General features: G+C 67.5%; 15 protein-coding genes. 5 read left to right on the forward strand and 10 right to left on the reverse strand.

The window, feature by feature from the left end; all coding sequences use genetic code 11:
• The first annotated feature begins 41 nt into the window (after positions 1–41).
• Together CSX12_RS17205 and CSX12_RS17210 are read left to right on the forward strand one after the other, a co-directional pair.
• The gene (locus CSX12_RS17205) at positions 42–1,901 is read left to right on the forward strand and encodes a heavy metal translocating P-type ATPase (RefSeq protein ID WP_124896598.1); all 1,860 of its coding nucleotides are present in this window, start codon (positions 42–44) and stop codon (positions 1,899–1,901) included.
• A 122-nt stretch (positions 1,902–2,023) separates the two neighbouring features.
• On the forward strand, positions 2,024–2,368 hold the full coding sequence (locus CSX12_RS17210; RefSeq protein ID WP_124896599.1) for a hypothetical protein: 345 nt from the start codon (positions 2,024–2,026) through the stop codon (positions 2,366–2,368).
• 14 nt (positions 2,369–2,382) lie between these two features.
• Here the strand turns inward: CSX12_RS17210 and CSX12_RS17215 are convergent, their stop codons facing one another.
• Genes CSX12_RS17215 through CSX12_RS17225 form a run of 3 tightly spaced genes read right to left on the reverse strand, consistent with a single transcriptional unit; the run spans position 2,383 to position 8,071 of the window.
• Positions 2,383–4,017 carry a fucose isomerase gene (locus CSX12_RS17215; RefSeq protein WP_124896600.1) on the reverse strand — a complete coding sequence of 545 codons (1,635 nt, stop codon included), beginning with the start codon at positions 4,015–4,017 and terminating at the stop codon, positions 2,383–2,385.
• Positions 4,014–6,581 (reverse strand): GH116 family glycosyl-hydrolase, encoded by a 2,568-nt coding sequence (locus CSX12_RS17220; protein ID WP_124896601.1) that lies wholly within the window; start codon positions 6,579–6,581, stop codon positions 4,014–4,016. Before CSX12_RS17220 ends, CSX12_RS17215 begins: the two co-directional genes overlap by 4 nt.
• Positions 6,578–8,071 (reverse strand): FGGY family carbohydrate kinase, encoded by a 1,494-nt coding sequence (locus CSX12_RS17225; RefSeq protein WP_124896602.1) that lies wholly within the window; start codon positions 8,069–8,071, stop codon positions 6,578–6,580. The genes CSX12_RS17220 and CSX12_RS17225 overlap by 4 nt, the downstream gene beginning before the upstream one ends.
• 195 nt (positions 8,072–8,266) lie before the next feature.
• On the opposite strand from CSX12_RS17225, the gene CSX12_RS17230 reads away from it, so the two are divergent.
• Positions 8,267–8,641 (forward strand): hypothetical protein, encoded by a 375-nt coding sequence (locus CSX12_RS17230; RefSeq protein ID WP_124896603.1) that lies wholly within the window; start codon positions 8,267–8,269, stop codon positions 8,639–8,641.
• A gap of 6 nt (positions 8,642–8,647) precedes the next feature.
• On the opposite strand, the gene CSX12_RS17235 is transcribed toward CSX12_RS17230, so the two are convergent.
• On the reverse strand, positions 8,648–9,631 hold the full coding sequence (locus CSX12_RS17235; RefSeq protein WP_124896604.1) for a LacI family DNA-binding transcriptional regulator: 984 nt from the start codon (positions 9,629–9,631) through the stop codon (positions 8,648–8,650).
• 102 nt (positions 9,632–9,733) lie between these two features.
• On the opposite strand from CSX12_RS17235, the gene CSX12_RS17240 reads away from it, so the two are divergent.
• Complete coding sequence (locus CSX12_RS17240) at positions 9,734–10,867, forward strand: glycoside hydrolase family 172 protein (protein WP_124896605.1); 1,134 nt, start codon at positions 9,734–9,736, stop codon at positions 10,865–10,867.
• Between the two features lie 33 nt (positions 10,868–10,900).
• Here CSX12_RS17240 and CSX12_RS17245 read toward each other — a convergent pair whose 3' ends face one another.
• The 6 genes from CSX12_RS17245 to CSX12_RS17270 all read right to left on the reverse strand — a co-directional run bounded on the left by CSX12_RS17245 (position 10,901) and on the right by CSX12_RS17270 (position 17,157).
• On the reverse strand, positions 10,901–11,341 hold the full coding sequence (locus CSX12_RS17245) for a DoxX family protein (protein WP_017203489.1): 441 nt from the start codon (positions 11,339–11,341) through the stop codon (positions 10,901–10,903).
• Positions 11,342–11,456: 115 nt separating this feature from the next.
• Positions 11,457–12,557, reverse strand: a complete 1,101-nt coding sequence (locus CSX12_RS17250; protein ID WP_124896606.1) for a DUF4185 domain-containing protein — start codon at positions 12,555–12,557, stop codon at positions 11,457–11,459.
• 31 nt (positions 12,558–12,588) lie between these two features.
• Entirely contained in the window at positions 12,589–13,482 is an 894-nt protein-coding gene (locus tag CSX12_RS17255) for a carbohydrate ABC transporter permease (protein ID WP_124896607.1), read from the reverse strand.
• A gap of 1 nt (position 13,483) precedes the next feature.
• Positions 13,484–14,410 carry a sugar ABC transporter permease gene (locus tag CSX12_RS17260; RefSeq protein ID WP_017203492.1) on the reverse strand — a complete coding sequence of 309 codons (927 nt, stop codon included), beginning with the start codon at positions 14,408–14,410 and terminating at the stop codon, positions 13,484–13,486.
• Positions 14,411–14,484: 74 nt separating this feature from the next.
• Positions 14,485–15,852: an extracellular solute-binding protein gene (locus CSX12_RS17265; RefSeq protein ID WP_017203493.1), complete on the reverse strand. Its 1,368-nt coding sequence runs from the start codon at positions 15,850–15,852 to the stop codon at positions 14,485–14,487.
• 150 nt (positions 15,853–16,002) lie between these two features.
• On the reverse strand, positions 16,003–17,157 hold the full coding sequence (locus tag CSX12_RS17270) for a DUF4185 domain-containing protein (protein ID WP_124896608.1): 1,155 nt from the start codon (positions 17,155–17,157) through the stop codon (positions 16,003–16,005).
• Positions 17,158–17,226: 69 nt separating this feature from the next.
• Between CSX12_RS17270 and CSX12_RS17275 the strand changes: the two genes are divergently transcribed.
• Positions 17,227–18,174: a hypothetical protein gene (locus tag CSX12_RS17275; RefSeq protein WP_241160503.1), complete on the forward strand. Its 948-nt coding sequence runs from the start codon at positions 17,227–17,229 to the stop codon at positions 18,172–18,174.
• The last annotated feature ends 18 nt before the right edge of the window (positions 18,175–18,192 follow it).

The raw sequence follows: 18,192 nt of genomic DNA on the forward strand, positions 1-18,192 counted from the left end.
CGCACCTGGCGCACACGGCGCATTCCGGCGATGCTGGACGCATGCGCGCATTCCGACTCCTCTGGCGGTATCCCGTGATCACGCTCACGGTCATCGTCTTCGTGGCGGTGGGCGCCCTGCACGCGGCCGACCAGGAGGTCCTCGGCCGGTGGATCGCCACCGTCTACGTCGCCGGCGTCGTCGTCTGGACGCTGATCGGCATGGTGCGGGACGTGCTGCGCGGGCACGTCGGCCTCGACATCCTCGCCGTGGTGGCGATGGTCGCGACGCTCGCGGTCGGGGAGTACATCGCCGCGCTGATCATCGTGCTCATGCTGTCGGGCGGGGAGGCGCTGGAGGACTTCGCCGGCCGCAGGGCGAAGCGCGATCTCTCCGCGCTGCTCGACCGCTCGCCCCGCATCGCCCACGTCCTGACGCAGCCCGAGGCGGTGGATTCGGACGAGGCGCACGACGCCCCGGTGGATGACGTGGCCGTGGGAGACGTGCTGCTGGTCCGTCCGTCGGAGATCGTCCCCGTGGACGGGATCCTCCTGACCGAGAGCGGGACGTTCGACGAGTCCTCGCTGACGGGCGAGAGCATGCCGGTCACGCGCGAGGCCGGCGGCGAGGTGCTGTCGGGCGCGATCAACGGCAGCCGCGCCATCCGCATCAGGGCGCTGCGGACGGGTGCCGACAGTCAGTATCAGCAGATCGTCGCGCTCGTCCACTCCGCCGAGTCCTCGCACGCGCCGATCGTCCGGCTCGCCGACCGGTTCGCCATCCCGTTCACCGCCGTCTCCCTCGTGCTCGCCGGCACCGCGTGGGCGATCTCCGGCGACGCGACCCGCTTCGCCGAGGTGCTGGTGCTCGCGACGCCCTGCCCGCTGCTGATCGCCGCCCCCGTGGCCTTCCTCGGCGGACTCTCCCGTGCCGCGAAGTCCGGCGTCATCATGAAGAGCGGTGCCGTGATCGAGCAGATCGCACGCGTGCGATCCGCCGCCTTCGACAAGACGGGGACCCTCACGCAGGGGCGTCCGGAGCTCGTGGACGTCCGCCCGACGGCCGGGTTCGATGCGGACGAGATCCTGCAGCTGTCCGCATCGGCGGAGCAGTACTCCTCCCACGTCCTGGCCGACGGCATCCGCCGTGCCGCCGAGGCGCGAGGACTCGTGCTCCATGCGGCGGAGGAGGCGAGCGAGACCGCGACGAACGGCGTGGCAGCGACGATCGGAGGGCGCTCGGTCGTGGTGGGCAAGCCGGCGTACGTCGCCTCCCTCGCGCCCGACACCGTGCGCGCCGAGCTCGGCGTCGGCGAGGCGGCCGCCTATGTGGCGGTGGATGGACGCTTCGCCGGCGTCCTCGTGCTCGCCGACGCCGCCCGTCCGGAGGCGGCCGCCGTGGTCTCCTGGCTGCGCCTGCACGAGGTCGACCGCATCGTCATGCTCACCGGCGACGTGCAGTCGACGGCGGAATCCGTCGGCCACCACCTCGGCATCGACGAGGTGCACGCCGAACTCCTCCCACCCGAGAAGGTGCGACTCGCCTCCGAATTGGAGCCGCGGCCGGTGCTGATGGTGGGCGACGGTGTGAACGACGCTCCGGTCCTGGCTGCGGCCGACATCGGCATCGCCATGGGCGCGAAGGGCGCGACGGCGGCGGGCGACGCCGCCGATGTGGTGATCCTCGTCGACTCGCTCGCCAAGGTCGTCGATGCCGTCTCGATCGGACGGCACACGCGGCGGGTGGCGCTCGCCGCGATCTGGATCGGCATCGGGCTGAGCGTCGGGCTCATGGTCGTCGCCATGACCGGTGTCATCCCCGCTGTCGTGGGTGCGCTGGTGCAGGAGCTCGTGGACCTCGCGACGATCCTCTACGCCCTCCGCGCACTCAGCGGTCCGCCCAGCGGCCTCCGCCCCACCTGACCGATTCCGCACCGTCTCTGCACAAATTGCAGCTTTGATGTGCTGTGCACAGCCACTGACTCGACCCCGCTCCAGCACCGGAATACCGTGACAACCTTGGCTTCCGGACTCACACTGGAGGCATGCGCTTGAACGACCCACAGGTATGGACGCTGATCGGAGTGTTCGCCGCCGTGATGCTCGGCGGCATGACCTTGATGACCACACAGCTCAGCCGCATCATCCGCACCGAGGTCGACCGCATCGACGGCACCCTGTCGGCGCGCATGGACCGCATCGACGGCACCCTGTCCGCGCGGATGGACCGCATCGACGGCAGCCTGTCCGCGCGGATGGATGGTCTCGACGGCACCCTCTCCGCCCGCATCGACGGCGTGGATGCGCGTCTCGGAAGGATCGAAGCGAAGGTCGAAGACCTCGACAAGGAGCTCACCAACCTCGCGACACGGTTCTGGCGCTCGCAGTAACGTTCTGCGACCGATCAGACCGCGACGTCGCCCACGAGGTTGACCTTGATCCCCATGCCGTCGAACATCGCGGCCTTCGCGATCAGGGCCTTGTCCGCGGTCTCGGCGTCGGGCGCGTAGACGAGCTGCGCGTGGTTCGCCTTGTGCCGCGCCATGAACTGATCGCGAGAGATGCCGTGCAGCACCACGTGCGCGATCGGCCATTCCGGGTTCGTGGCATCCTTGCGGCGCTGCGTCTCCTCCGCGGGCAGCTCCACCACCGACGCCCGGAAGATATCGGCCTGCAGGACGCCCTCGGCGATGAACACGCGCGAGAGCACGACCTCTCCGGGCTTGGACACACCGTTGATCGTGGCGCCGCCCGCGGGGAAGAACACATGACCCTGCCGCCAGCCCTCCGCGTTCTGCCAGCCGCCGAGGTGCGAGGCCGGCACCGAGCCGGAGATCTCGTACACCCAGACGAACTGCCCGTCGTGGTCCTCACCCCAGCGCACGTCGTGCAGTGTGTTGTCGGGCACGAGGCCCATCGCACGCCACACCCGGTCGGTGACCAGCGCGTCCACCGCGACGCCCTCGTCGGCCTCGTTGAAGTGCGGGAAGGCCCGCCCCTCGTGCAGCACGCGGGAGCCGTCGCGCGAGGTGACGGGCGGGCGCTCGGTGGAGTTGAGGATGCCCTCGGCCAGGTCCGACGCGGGCACCAGGTCCTTCAGACCCTGCTGGTACTGGATGCCGACCGCGTCGAGGCCGAAGTCGTCGGCGATGCGGAGCGCGGCGATGTACATCTTCAGCTGCCACTGCACCTGCTCGCGGGTGAGCTCCGTCGCCGCGTCCTCCCCGTACTGGAACGTCATCCCCCGCTCGACGAGCCAGTCGTATGCGGCGTCGGCCTCCTCCTCGGTCACGTTCAGCATCTCGGCGTAGAGGGCCGACTGCGACAGGCGCTCCTTGTAGATGCCGGTCTCGTTCAGGAGCTCGTCGTCGAAGATGGCGTTGTACATCCCCATGCAGCCTTCGTCGAAGACGCCGATGATGGCCTTCTCCGACTTCAGCTCCGCGGCGAGCGCCTCCCCGAGCTGCTTCTCCGGGCTGTCCGGCAGCGCGGGGAGCGGACGCACATGCGAGGCGTCGTGGGTGATGGAGCCGGTCTCGGTCCACTCGCGGATGCCGTCGCGGAACCAGTCGTCGGTGAAGTCGACCGACCAGATCGTCGCATACGGCTTGTCCATCTTCGTCAGACCGGCGTTGAGGCCGAGCAGGCCCACGAGTCCCGGCCAGTCGCCCGCGAAGTTCGCGACCGTGAGGATCGGACCCTCGTGCGTGCGCAGGCCCGCGAGCACGTGGTGCGAGTACTGCCAGTTCGCGATGGCGACCACCAGCGGCGCATCGACCGGGATGTTCCGGAAGACCTCGAGGCCCATGCGCTGGCTCGAGATGAAGCCGTGCCCGGTCTCGGGGTCGACGCCGAAGGGACGGATGACCTCCCAGCCGAGGGCGTTCAGCACTCCGCTGACGCCGGTCTCCAGCTCGACCTGGGTCGGCCACCCCGCCACGTTCGCCGACTCGCGCAGGTCGCCGGACGTGATCAGATACGCCGTCTTCGGCGCGGCGGTGGGGCGGGATGCCGGGGTCGGCAGGGTGTAGGTGTTCATGGTGCCTCCGGGGTTGGGGTCGAAGTGAGTGGGGAGCGGTGTGACTCGCCCGCTCGGAGTCGGATGTCGCGGCCGACGGTCTCGCCGCGCAGGTGCAGTTCGACGAGGTCGAGTGCGCCACCGTCGAGGTGGATGGTCAGGGTGCGCTCGTCGATCTCCACGCGCCCCCACCCCGTGCCGGTGGTGAACAGGCTGCGGAAGGGACCATCGGTCGCCGGCGCGAAGGACAGCACTCCGCTCGGCGCATCCCACTGCACGCCGCCGGCGCCGAGCAGCAGCGCCCAGGAGGCCAGCGACCGCGCGTAGTGGTTGCCGCACTCGATCTCGTTCCACGGGCTGCGGTGGGTTCCGTCGTAACGGCGGCGCAGCGAGCGCTCGACGCGAAGGGCGTCATTGACGCGCCCGGCGAACAGAAGCGACGCGGCGACCTGATGCTCGACGCCGGTCCACACCTCATCCGAGTACACGAACGGGATGGCCGGCCGCCCGCCGCGCGGCCACGAGGCGAGCAGCAGTCCGCCCTCGTCGTTCAGCGCGTAGACCCGCTGCGTGCTCTCGTGGTCGGACAGATCGTCTCGGTGGTTGTGCGCCACGATCGCGGCGAGCGCGGAGTCGACGCGATCGGCGGGGAGGATGTGTCCGAGCCCGTTCACGAACGCGTGGAACTGTCCGAGCAGCTGGTCGGACAGCACACCGTCGCCGTACTGGTATCGATGCGCGTCCGGGTCGTCGATCACCTGCCGGTAGTACTCCCCGTTCCACAGCGTCTCATCCATCGCCGCGGCCACGTGATCGGCTCTCTCGGACCACGCCTCGCCGCGCTCGTGCTCGCCCAGGTGCACAGCCATCCGCGCCCCTGCCCGCAGCGCCGCGAGGTAGACCCCGTTGGCAAGCGGTTCCGAGCCGTGGAACTCGATGTCGTAGGTGTTGTGCATCTCGCCGTCCAACAGCCCGTCGCCGTCGCGATCCCACTCGCGGATCGCGTAGTCCAGCGTGCGGGACGCGGCCGGCCACAGCTCACGCAGGAAAGCGTCGTCTCCGCTGAAGCGCCACTCCCTGTGCAGGCGCAGCAGTGTGCCGAGCTGTCCGTCGACAGCGGGCCCCATGAACCAGGAGGGTCCGCCGAAGACCCGATTGCCGCGGAACTTCTGCACCCCCGTCTCGTCGGTCTCGAGCAGATACTCCACCCGGCGGGCGCTGCGTTCGAGTGAGGGGAACAGCCAGGCGAGTGTCTGCGCGTATGACCACACGTGGGTGCAGGTTCCCTCGCAGGAGCCGGCGTGATCGAAGGACCCCTCCCAGGCGGCGAACACCGGTCCTCGGCCGAGTTCGGACCGCGGGGAGGCCAGGACGAAACCGGTGGTGGAACGCGCAGCGGCGATGTTGGCTCCGATGGCATCGGTCAGCACAGGATCGAGGCTGCTGCCGTACAGCGCCTCGACGAAGGCTTCGGTCGCCTCTTCGAGCTGCGGGAGATTGGCATGGAGATGGCGGCCCGCGGCCCATGCGTCCGCCCAGAGGGTCGCGTAGTGGTTCTGCACGGTCTCGTCGATGTGCGGGTCCGCAAGGACGATGTGCCCTGCCCAACCGCGTCGCCGGTTGGGGAAGCTCCAGGACAGCACGAACTCGAAATCGCGGCTCTCCCCCGGGGCGAGCGCGTGCACGATGCCGAGTGAGCCGGTGCGCAATCGCGGCAGCTTGGCGAGCATCTCGTCCTCGCTGAGAGGTGCTGCTTCCGGATCGGCGTCGAGTTCCGCGAACAGCCCGCGCGGGCGGTCCTCGAGCGTGAGGCGCTCCTCGGCCGACAGGAGTCCATCGTCGGTGAGGTCATTCCAGAACAGCCGCGCACCGTCGGGCCAGTAGCTGGTGACCCACTGCGGCTTGGCCGTGGTCTCGGCATCCGTCGTGGTGAGACTGAGTGTGCCGTAGCCGGGATCACCCTCGGGCAGATCGATGCCGAAATCGAGTCCGCGCACGTCGCCGTCGTCGCGCCAGCGCACGGTCTGCGTCGCGCGCATCCCCCACGGGGCGTCCGGCCCCGGCGTCCCCCGGCCCGCGGTGTGCGAAACGCTGCCGACGATCGTCACCCTCACGGGTGCTGAGGCGGGATTGGTCACGCGGTAGCGCAGCACGGCGGCCGGGATGCCTGAGGCGTCGGCATCGAGCGGTACCAGCGGCGTGAAGGCGTGCAGCGACACCTCCACGGGAAGGACCCGGTCCGTGAAGTCGACGTCGACGACGGGGTACTCTCCGTGCAGTGACGCGGCGTCGAGGCGCGGGAGCCCGGCGAGCTGGTCGAACGCGTAGCCGGCGTCGGCATCGTGTCGACCGGTGAGCCGCGCCTCGAGCACCCGCGTGACCGCGGTGCCTCCTTCGGGCGCGGCATGGATTGCGAAGAACGAGTGCGGGTTGCGACGCCCCTTGTCCGGCAGGTTCTCGAACTCCCAGTCGCGCAGTTCGCCTCGAGCGCCGATCGACACGTTGCCGGTGCCGATGCCACCCAAGGGGAACGCTGTGGCCTGGGAGGTGTGCGGGATGCCAGGCGCTCGCCGACGGGGGGTCACGCGGAGCCCCCGCGCTGCGCAGCGGCCAGTTCGTGCACGACCTCTTTCGATGCCTCGTACAGGCGGACATAGCGGTCGAAGAGGGTGTCGTAGAGAGGGCCCAGCGTCTCGTCCGGACGGATCGTGTGCGCGATCGGATTCCAGTCGGTGATGCTCGGCACCGAATCGGGGGCGGCGGTCGCGGTCGCTGCGAGGAAGGCCGCGCCGTAGCTCGCACCGATCGTCGTCTCGGGCACCTCCTGCACCAGACCGGTCGCATCGGAGACGATCTGCAACCACAGCTGTCCCTGTGTACCTCCGCCGACCGCGACGATCCGACGGATGTCGGCACCCGCCGCCCGCATGGTGTCGACGTTGTGCCGCACTCCCAGGGCCGTCGCTTCGAGGGCCGCTCGGTAGAGGTCGCCGCGGTTGTGCTGGAGCGTGAGACCCGCGATCACCCCTCGAGCATCGGGGTCCTGGATCGGCGTGCGCTCCCCGGCGAGGTACGGGAGCATCAAGAGGCCTCGCGCGCCGGGCCCCGAATCCTCCGCCTCGGCGAGCAAGGCGGGATAATCGGCCCCGCTCAGGCCCCGAAGCCACCCGGTCAGCGCTCCGGAGGTCGAAAGCCCGCCGGCGAGGTTGCGGGTTCCCTCGAAGGCCCCGGCAGTGGTCCACATCGAGGGGGTCCGCAGCGTGGTCTCGCCGGTCGCGACGAGGAACATCGTCGTCCCGTACATGAGCATCAGATCGCCGATCTCGTGGGCCCCGACACTCACTGCCTCGGTCCAGGCGTCGATCGTTCCGGTGATGACGGGCGTCCCCACGGGGATGCCGGTGGCCGATGCCGCCGCTGCGGTGACCTCGCCCGCGACCTCTCCCGCCCACTGCAACCGGGGCTGCTCGATGCCGCCCGCATATCGCTGCCACCACGGATCGTGCCAGACCCCGCCCTCGATGTCGTAGAGCGGAGAGACCTGGCTCGCGGACTGGTGATCGAGGACGTAGGCGCCGGTGAGCTTCCTGGTGAGCCAGGAAGCCGGCATGAACAGCCGCAACGCTCGCGCCGACACGTCGGGCTCTTCGTCGGCGATCCAGACGATCTTGGGCCCGCCGGCCTGCGAGGTGAGGGCCGAGCCGCCGATACGAGTGATCTCGTCGGCGCCGAGCTCAGCTGTCAGGCGATCGATCTGCGCGGTCGAACGGGTATCGACGCCGTAGAGGATGGCCGGGCGCACCGGTCGATCCTCCTCGTCGGCGAGGAGGATGCACGGCCCCATGCCGCTGACGCCGACGCCCGCGACCTCGGCCTCCGGTACGGCGTGGAGCAGTTCGGCCGCGATGGCCACGAACTCGTCCCACCACAGGTCGCCGTCCATCTCCACCCATCCCGTGCGCGGGCGACTGACCTCGTGCGCTCGGGTCGCCGTGGCGATGATGGTGCCGTCGGCCGTCACCAGCACACCCTTGGTGCTGGATGTGCCGACGTCGACCCCGAGGGTGCAGCGCATGGAGTCCTCCTTGAAACCCGAGCACAGAATCTGAAACCTGTGGCCACTGTACGCGAAATCGATTTCACGTCGCAAGCAGGCCGACCCTTCCTCCACATTTCGCCCCCGATACTCGGTCTCCACCGCTCGCGGGACCCCACCGCTCAGGGACCGGAATACCGTGACAATCTGGGCTTTCGCTCGCAGGATGGAGTCATGCAGATGAATGAACCGCAGATCTGGACGCTGATCGGTGTCTTCACCGCCTTCATGCTGGGTTCGCTCACGTTGCTCATCCGTCAGAACGACCGAATGATCACCTCTCTCCGTGGCGAACTGTCCGCACGGTTCGAGGGTCTGGACGAGAAGTTCGAGGCGAAGTTCGAGAGCATGGACGCGAAGTTCGAGAGCATGGACGCGCGGTTCGAGAGCATGGACGCGAAGTTCGAGGCGAAGTTCGACGCGATGGACGCGAAGATGGCGGGCATGGACGCGAAACTCGACGCGCGACTCGGCACGATCGATCGCCGCCTCGAAGACCTCGACAAGGAGGTCGCCAATCTGGCGACGCGCTTCTGGGGATCTCGCTGAGGTCGCTCAGCTTCGCGGAGTCGCGGGTTGCACCTCGTTGCGGAGCACAACGGTGCGTGCAGGCTGGCGATCGCCCTTGATGCGCTCGAGCAGCATCCGCGCCGCCGTCACGCCCATGTGGCGCGCGGGCAGACGGACCACAGTGACGGCACTCGGCGACAGAGTGGTGAACGGCAGCGAACCGATGACGGCGACACCGACCTCGGGAGGGGTGAGTCCGTGCTCGGTCAGCACCTGGATGGCGCCCACACCGATGAGGTTGTTGCCCGCGACCACCGCATCCGGCGGGTCGGGGAGGGCGAGGAGATCTTCCATGGCGGCGCGGCCTCCGTCCACGCGGAAGGTGGCGAAACGCGCCAGTTCGTCGAGATCGAGGTCGGGGTACGCGGATGCCAGCGCTGCACGCCAGCCGGCGGCACGCTCTGCCGCGGTGTCGATGTGCTCCGGACCTCCGATGTAGGCGATGCGTCGGTAGCCCGCCTCGATCAGATCCCGCGTCGCCGACGTGCCGGCCGCCCGATTGGCCATCACGACGCCGTCGATGTCGTACGTGGTGCTGCGATCGACGGCCACGACAGGTCGCCCGGTAGCGAGGATGCCGTCGAGGTTGGACTGCTCGTCTGCGGTCGCGATGATGATGCCGGACATGTGCTCGGCTATCGCTATGCGGAGATACGTCGCCTCCTTCTCGAGCTGCGCGTCAGAATTGCAGAGCACCACCGAGTAGCCGGCTTCGGAGGCGACGTCCTCGACGCCGCGGGCCATTTCGGTGAAGTACGGATTCTCGATGTCCGGGATGACGAGGGCGATGACCTCGGAGCTCTGGCGGCGCAGGGTTCGAGCGGTCCGATTGGGCGTGAAGTTCAGCTTCGCTGCGGCTTCACGCACGGCGGCGACCTTCTCCTCGGACACACTCGTGCCGTTGAACACGCGCGATACCGTAGCGGGAGAGACGCCCGCGAGCTCCGCGACGTCGTAGATCGTTGCCATGCACCCTCACTGCCTGTCCAGCCGAGCCGGACGTGAAGCAACAGTATCGCGCAGGAATCGGTTCTCTGGTGTTCCGTTCTGAAATCGATTACATTGGCGCCCATGACTTCTGCACCCTCTGATCTGGCATCCCTCGCGGCGCTGCGACCGGTCCAGACCCGATCCATCTCACCGGAGAACTTCGACGGTTCCGCTGGGGGCGGCGGCCGGGCGACCGAGGGAACGGGCGCCGCGAACGCTCGTGACCTCGGCCCCGGCTGGAAGATCTCTCCCAGCGTCGATGTGAAGGCCGGGGAAACCCTCGAACTCGCGAACATCGCGGGCGCCGCCAAGATCACGCACATCTGGATCACGACGCACACCGACAACTGGCGCACTCTCCTGCTGCGCGCCTACTGGGACGGGTCGGACGAACCCGCCGTAGAGGTGCCGTACGGCGACTTCTTCTGCAACGGGTGGGGCGTGTTCGCTCAGGTGAACTCGCAGACGATCGCCGCCAATCCGCACGGCGGGTTCAACTCCTACTGGCCGATGCCGTTCCGCGACGGTGCGCGTCTGACCCTCGAGAACACCTCGACCGTCGACGTGCGCGTGTACTACCAGATCACCTACGAGATCGGTGGCGACCACTCGAACGATGCCTACTTCCACGCGCAGTGGCGGCGGTCGAACCCGCTCGAAGAGCTCACCCCGCACGTGATCCTGGAGGGCATCGAAGGGCAGGGGCAGTACGTCGGCACCTACATCGCCTGGGGCGTGAACTCCAACGGCTGGTGGGGCGAGGGCGAGATCAAGTTCTATCTCGACGACGACACCGACTACCCGACGATCTGCGGCACCGGCACGGAGGACTACTTCGGCGGCGCCTGGAACTTCGACATCCCCGGTCAGGGGTACACCCAGTTCTCGACGCCCTATCTCGGGATGCCGCAGGTGATCAGACCCGACGGACTCTACGTCTCGCAGCAGCGGTTCGGAATGTACCGGTGGCATCTCCTCGACCCGATCCACTTCGCGACCGGCATCCCGAGGGTCGACATCCAAGCGCTCGGCTGGCGCAGTGGCTGGCGTTACCTTCCGCTCCGCGATGACATCGCCTCCACCGCACTGTTCTACCTCGACCGGCCGACCGCGCGGCGTCCGAAGACGCCGACGGCTGACGACCTGGAGGTGCACCTAGGAGCAGCTCCGGTTCCCGACATCGGGGCGACACCCCCGCGGGAGCCGCAGGGCTGAGATCCCGAGATCGACGGGCCGTCGCGCTGCGGATCAGGCGATCCATGCGGGCGCTCGCCCGCGCAGCAGCGCGCCGTCGATCGAGAAGCGACCCGCGCCGGTGAGTGCGAGTGCGAGCGCCGAGACGCCGAGCACTGCGACGAACTCGTAACCGCCCTCGCTCACCCACAGCCCGGCCGGCAGATGCACCAGGAGAAGCGCGACCGCCATGTCGATTGCGAGCAGGATGCCGACGGGGCGCGTGAGGAAGCCGAGGATCAGCAGGATTCCGCCGACGAGTTCGAGGAAGGCGACCACGGGAGCCGCGATCTCCGCGAACGGCACTCCCATGCCGGCGAAACTGCCGATGGTTCCGGGGATCGTGAACTCGAAGATCTTCTGCGCACCGTGTGCGGCGAAGATGGCGCCGATGACGACGCGCAGGACGAGGAGTCCCAGCGAAGCGGCGGGAGAGGAGGCTTTGGTGTTCGTCATGAGGAGTTCTTCCTTCGTGGCAGGACACCCGCGCGCTCGGCGCGGACCAGGGTCGTTCCCTGAGATCACGCTAAGAAGGGTTGCTTTCCATCTCCTGGATGCGCTGATCCGGGAGTCAGACCAGCCCCTGCACCCGGAACTGCTCCGAGTGGTAGACGCTATTGTTCCCCGTGTTCCACTGGCTCACGCTGAGATGCAGGTCCGACAGGGTGGACCCGGGGATGATGTAGCCGCCGTAGAGCTGCGCGACGTGCGAAGCGTCCTCCGTGTTCCACTCGGTGCCGTGCAGCAGCGTTGTCTTCGTGGCGGTGTACAGGTTGTCGGTCGGAGTGTTCAGGACCATGGCGTCGATCCGATACGCCCCCGAGTTGAACCAGGTGAGGATCCACCTGCCGCCGAGCGGGCGCAAGCACATCTCGCCGAACTGCCCGGAGAGCACCTCGGTCACAGGTTTGCCCCAGCCCCACGATCCGTTCGCGAAACCCCACGGCTGATACGCCGAGAGGGTCGTCATGTTGTTCGACGGCACCCGGTAGAGCACGATGCCCTTGTCGCGCTGGAAGCCTGTCCCGTAGATGTAGACGTAGCCGTCGTTGCCCTCACCCCAGGTGATGCACTGGAACTTCCCGCCGGCCATATCGGCGGGGAACTGCAGCCCGGTGTGCTGCCAGGTCGCACCGTTGTCGTCGGACTTCCACAGCTCGGTCCAGCGCACGGCGCCGAACTGCGGTCCGTTCACGATGGCGTGCAGGTACATCCGCGTGCCGATCGTGATCACGTCCGAGGGGATGACCGTCGTGAAGTAGGCGTCGTGCGGGTAGTACCAGAGCTGCGGGGCGGTGCCCTGCGTGTTCCCACCCGCTCCCGCGCACCCGTTGAACGTGACGCCGGCGGCGAGATTCGTCGTCGAGGAGTACAGGGCGACGGGTGAGCGCCAATTCGTGCCGCCGACGCCGTCGGCCCAGGTATCGCCGAACATGAAGAGCATCCGACCGTCGGGCGTCCGCACAGGGATGCCGAGGTCGGTCGCCCCGATGCCGTACTGCACCGGGCTCTGTGTGCCGGCGAGCACCTTGATCCGCGAGACGGTCAGCCCCGCCGCGGCGGCAGGACTGGGCATCACGGTCGAGGCGAAGAACGCCGCTCCCACCGCCACCGCGCCCTGCAGCACGCCTCGGCGGCTGACCCGTGGTCCCTGCGTGTTCTGGGTCTCCATCGACCCCTCCTCTCGATAACGCTCGGTGGTGCTACTTGAGACCTGCCATTTTGATGTTCCCGATGATCTGACGCTGGAAGATGAGGAACAGGATGATCACCGGCGCCGCGGCGAGCACGGATCCGGCCATCAGCAGCCCCAGCTCGGTGCTGCGCTCGGAGCGGAAGGTGGCCAGGTACTGCTGCAGCACGAACCGCTCCGGCGATGTGATCGTCAGGATCGGCCACACGTACGAATTCCAGTACGCGAGGAACGCGGTGATCCCCATCACGACGAACGGCGGTTTGGACAGCGGCAGGAAGATGCGCACGAAGATGCCCCACCGCCCACAGCCGTCGAGCATCGCCGCCTCTTCGAGGCTCTTCGGGATGTTGAGGTAGAACTGGCGGATGAAGAACACCATGGCCGCGCTCGCGAGCCCCGGGATGACGAGCACCGCCAGAGTGTCGAGCATCGACAGCCGAGTGACGACGATGAAGCTGGTGAGCAGGATCGTCATGCCCGGGATGAACATCGTGGTGATCACGATGGCCCAGATCGTCCCCTTGAAGCGGAAGTCTAGTCTCGCGAAGGCGTAGGCGGCGAGGGAGTTCACCGCGAGGCTTCCGACGGTGAACAGCACGGCGCCGAAGAACGTCCACACCAGGGTCTGAAGGAACGTGGGATCGGCGAGGATCTGCGCGTAGTTCTGCCAGAGCCACACCTCGGGGAAGAACTGGAACGGCGTCTCGACGACCTCGGTCTTCGACTTGAAGCCGGCGATCACCATCCAGGCCAGGGGGAAGAGCGAGGCGATGATGAACACCGCGCTCAGAATCACCTTTCCGACGACGACGAGCCATCCGCCGGTGCTGCGCGGGCGCCGCGTCGAGCGCGGCTCCTTGCCGGCGAGGACGATGCGTGTGGTCTCCTGCATGACGGCCATGTCAGTCCACCAGCCTCTCGGAGTTGACGAACTTGAACACGAGCGCGGAGATCGTTCCCAGCACCACGAACAGCAGCAGGGCCGCAGCGATCGAGTATCCGACGTTCACGTCGTTGCGGAAGTGGTTGAAGATGAAGAGGTTCGGCAGGGTGGTCGAATCGAGCGGCCCGCCCTGAGTCATCACCAGGGGCAGCTCGAATTGCTGGATCGCTGCGACGAAGCCGGTGATGAGCAGGTAGAGCACCACGTTCTTCATCTGGGGGATGGTGATGTAGGCGGTCTTCTGCCACCAGTTGGCACCCTCCATCGCCGCAGCCTCGTAGTACTCCGCCGGGATGTCGACCATGGCTGCGACCATGATCAGGGAGGTCAGGCCCATGCCGAGCCAGATGGCGGGGACCGCGATGGCCAGGAGGGCCCATTTCGGGTCGCCGATCCAGGCGATCGGATCGATCCCGAACACACCGAGGAAGGCGTTCAGGAGGCCGCCCGAGTAGTTGTAGATCAGCACGAAGATGATCGACGCGATCACGGCGGAGATGATGGTCGGCACGTAGATGCTGACCTTGAGGAAGCTCGCGGCCCGGCGCGACACGCTCACGACGAGGCTGCCGAACAGGAACGCCAGGACCAGCATCACTGGGACGGTCATCAGCACGAACAGGAAGCCGCGACCGATCGTGGCGAGGAAGAGCGGGTCCTTGAGGACGCTCTGGTAGTTGCGCAGCCCGACGAACTCCGGATCCTTGTAGAAGCTCCAATCCTGGAACGAGAGGAATCCGGCGTAGATCGCGGGCCAGATCACGAAGATCCCCAGCAGTACCACCAACGGCAGCAGGAACCAGTACGCGGTCTTGTTGTCCCGATAGCGGTAGCGGTTCTTCCTCTGCCGGATCGCTCGGCGTTCTTGAACAGCCTGAGTGGCCATATCCACCTCGTCGTGATGTCGGATGCGTAGCCGTCCGGGGACCGGGAGCGCCGGCCCCCGGACAGCGAGCGGTGTCAGTTCTTCGGCGCCTTCTCCGGCAGACCATCGCGCTCGATCACCGTCTGGATCGCAGCGCTCGCGGTCTTGATCGCGTCATCCGCGGATGCCGATCCCTTCATCACCGACTCCATCGCGGTGCCGACGGCGAGGTTGACGTCCCACGGGTAGGTGGATCCGGGGATGGCGTCCGGAGCGATGTCGTCGACGATGATGCTCGACCACGGCGCGTTCGCCGCCTCCTCGCTCTCCGCGACCGCATCCTGCACCGCCTGGCGCACGGGGACCTTGGTGAACTGCGTGTCGACGAAGAAGGGCACGAGATTCTCGGGGTCACCCGCGATCGCCCAGGACAGGAACTTGCCTGCGGCCTCCGGAGCCTTGCTCTTCGCGTCGACGACCCACGTGAAGTTGCCCATCGTCGTGGCGGTGCGGCCGTCGGCGTCGGACGAGCTCGGGAAGGCGCCCACGCCGGTCTTGGCGAGCAGGTCGGCGTAGTCGGAGCCGATCTCGGACATCATCCACGAGCCGGACACCTTGAAGGCGACCTTCTGCTGGCCGAAGTCCTCGCCCCCGACATATGCGGAGAGCGGCTGCTTGGGCATGTAGCCCTTGTCCCACAGCTCCTTGTACTGCGCCATGAGGTCCCGATAGCCGTCGTTGTCGATATCGGGGGCCGTCCAGTCGTCGGTGAGCGCGAGGTGACCCGCGAAGTTGTACTGCTGTCCGACCGTCGACCAGGCCATCGTCACGGCATCCTGCGCCGGGGAGATGCAGTACTGGCCGTCGGCGAGGGTGGGCTGGATCTTCGCGCAGGCGGCGAGGAGGTCGTCCCAGGTCTCGGGTGCGGCCGAGGAGTCGACGCCCGCCGCATCGAGCATGTCGGTGTTCCAGAACAACACGGTCTGCGGCTCGAGAAGCAGCGGATAGGCGTAATAGGTGCCGTCGATCGCCGAAATGGAGGTGGCTGTGTCGAGGATCTCGTCGAGAGCTTCCTTCGGGACGATCGAGTCGAGCTCGTGCACCTGCCCGGCGTTCACGAGATCGTAGAGGTTCGCGGAACTCGTGTAGAGGTCAGGCGCCTTGCCTGCGGCCTGCGCGGCCTTCATCTTCTGGTCCCAGGCATCGGCGGGAACCTCGGTGTCGACGACTTTGATCTCGTCCTGCGACGCGTTGAACTTCTTCACGATGTCGGCGTACCACTCGTTCTCGACCGGCGTGAAGCTGCGATGCCAGAACTGGACGGTCGTGACGCCATCCTCTCCGCCGCCGCCGTCCGCCGATTCGCCCGGCGTGCCGGAGCCGCAGGCGGCGAGCATGGCACCGACCGTGAGCGCGCCGAGAGCGGCGAGCGTGGCCCTGCGCGTACGTGGGGTGATTCTCATGGTTCCTCCTCAGGAACGGACTCTTCATCGAGTCGCTGCTGTGTGTTCGGCTGCCGCCGACGGACACCGGCCGCACCCATGGATCCTCAGTGACCGGGTGGAGCCAGAGTAGGCGAAATCGATTTCATGCGCAAGGGATCGGATCGGCGCTCATCCGCCGGTGCGCTCCAACTCGGCGGAGAACCAGAACACGTTGTACGGACCCCACAGCGACAGGGTGAAGTAGATCCGCCTCCCGTCCTCATCGACGTAGCGCGGGTTCAGGTAGGGCGAGTACAGCCCGGGGTACTCGGCCCCCGACACCAACTCGATGGGGTCTCCCCACGGCCCCCACGGCGTGACGCCCTCACGGATGTAGGCGTTCCCCGCATCGGAGTACGTCATGATCCACCGGTCGAGATACGTCGACCACATCACCGAGAGTTCGCCGATCGTCCCGTCCAGGATCGTCTCCGCGTCCGCCAGGTCGCTGCTCCACTCGGGCTCTTCGCCATCGACTCCCGTGAAGTAGGAGTACGCCGCCTGGTCCTCCACCGCCTTCTCGGTGGCCGGGACCCGCATCAGCTGAACGCCGCCGAAACGCCCCGAGGGGATGGACCAGAAGTAGATCCAGTCCTTGCCGCCCTCGGTCACCCGTGCCGTCGCGAACTGCACGAAGTTCGAGTCCCCCGGCCACTCGACGCCGGCGACCGGGTCCCACGTGCGCCCGTCATCCCGCGAGACGATGAGCGCCGCGCGGTTCGCGTCCCAGGCACCAGGCTCGCCCCAGAACCGCACGGACATGTACGCGACGTAGATCGTCCCGCCGATCGCGAAACCGTAGGTGGGGATCTTCGTCACCTCGCCGCCCGCCCCGTTCGCATCATGATCTCCTTCGATGAGCGCGGCAGCGAGGCCGATGTCGTCTGCCACCCACCCTTCGAACCCGATGCCGTCCGAAGGGTCGTCGTCGGTCGTCCAGGCCGCGACGTTCGATCGCCAGAACCCGCCCTGACCCCCGATCGATTCGGGGTCGCGCTCACCGAAGGTGTCGCCGAAGAAGAAGAACGTCCGGTCGCCGACATTGGTCATCGAGCCGAGGTCCGTGCCGGCGACCGAGACCGCTGAGGTGTCGTTCATGGCCCCGGGCCCGGTCAATTGGGCTATCTCGGTGAGGTCGCTCACCCCGTCGAGGACGAAGGGCTTGTCCTGGTCCGCGTCGACGCTCACGCCGTCCGCCCCGGCGGCGCACCCGGCGAGACCGAGAGCCAGGACGACGGATACCGCGACTGCGGTGCGGCGGAATGGGGTGCTGACACGGGGCATGATCCTCCTCGATCGACGCTGGTGAACCGAATCTAGCGAAATCGATTTCAAGACACTAGGGTTCTCGTCATGTCCCACTCCTCCGCCGTTCGGTGGCTCAGGCCGTCCACCGACCCGGCCTCCGAACCTCGCTGGGGCCATCACGCCGGGATGCAGATCGGCATCCCACCGATTCCCGGACCCCGCGGACTTCTTCGCGTCTTCACCCCCTATCTCGAGCATCACCGCGAGCGGCTGGTGAACTTCATCGCCGTCGAACCGATCCCTCAGGGCGTCGACGAGCGCGGATACTCGGAGATGGAGCAGAGCACCCTCGATCCCGGTGCGCAGGGCAAGCGGCTCTGGTCGTCCGACGACGTCGAGGCTGCGGAAGATGCGTCGTCATCGACGGTGGCTCGGGGTGTGATCGAGACGGCGGGAGGCGTGGAGACCCTCACCGTATGGATCGGTGTCGAACGCTTCGACAATGGCGCCGATGTCCGCGTCCGAGTGCGCTTCTTCGCCGACCGACCCCATGAGGTGGAGGTTGCCGGCTTCGCGAATGCGCGTTCCGTGGCGTTGTCGAACCTGATCCTCACGGCGACCATGGGCAACTGGGCTCGGCTGCGTCGGCTGCATCTCGCCGACCGCACCGTGATGCCCCGGGAGCTCTGGCCCGACTTCTCCGGTACTGCATTCACCGCGCACGGACGCTTCCCCCTGGCCGAGCTCGCTCGCGACGGCTCAGCGGTGGTCGTGAGCGCGACCGGGGACGAAGACGACCCCTGGTCGGCCGACTACTCCGCCGACACCGCGGATCACTGGCGCTTTCTCGGGCTTCGCGCCTCGCAGACCTGGCGCGTCGATGACCCGCACCCCGCACTCGAGGCCGCGGTCAACGCTCGCTGGGCGTACTGGGCGAGCGCCTCTCCGATCCCCGGCGGGCCCGCGTACGAGAACTTCGAGATCATCGAGCCGTTCCGCGATGGAGCCGCGTACCGGTTCTCCGTCGAGCCGCTCGAGACCGAAGACTCTTGAAGCCGTGAGGATTCGAAC

This window comes from Microbacterium sp. Y-01 (assembly GCF_003856715.1).
Lineage (GTDB): Bacteria > Actinomycetota > Actinomycetes > Actinomycetales > Microbacteriaceae > Microbacterium > Microbacterium algeriense.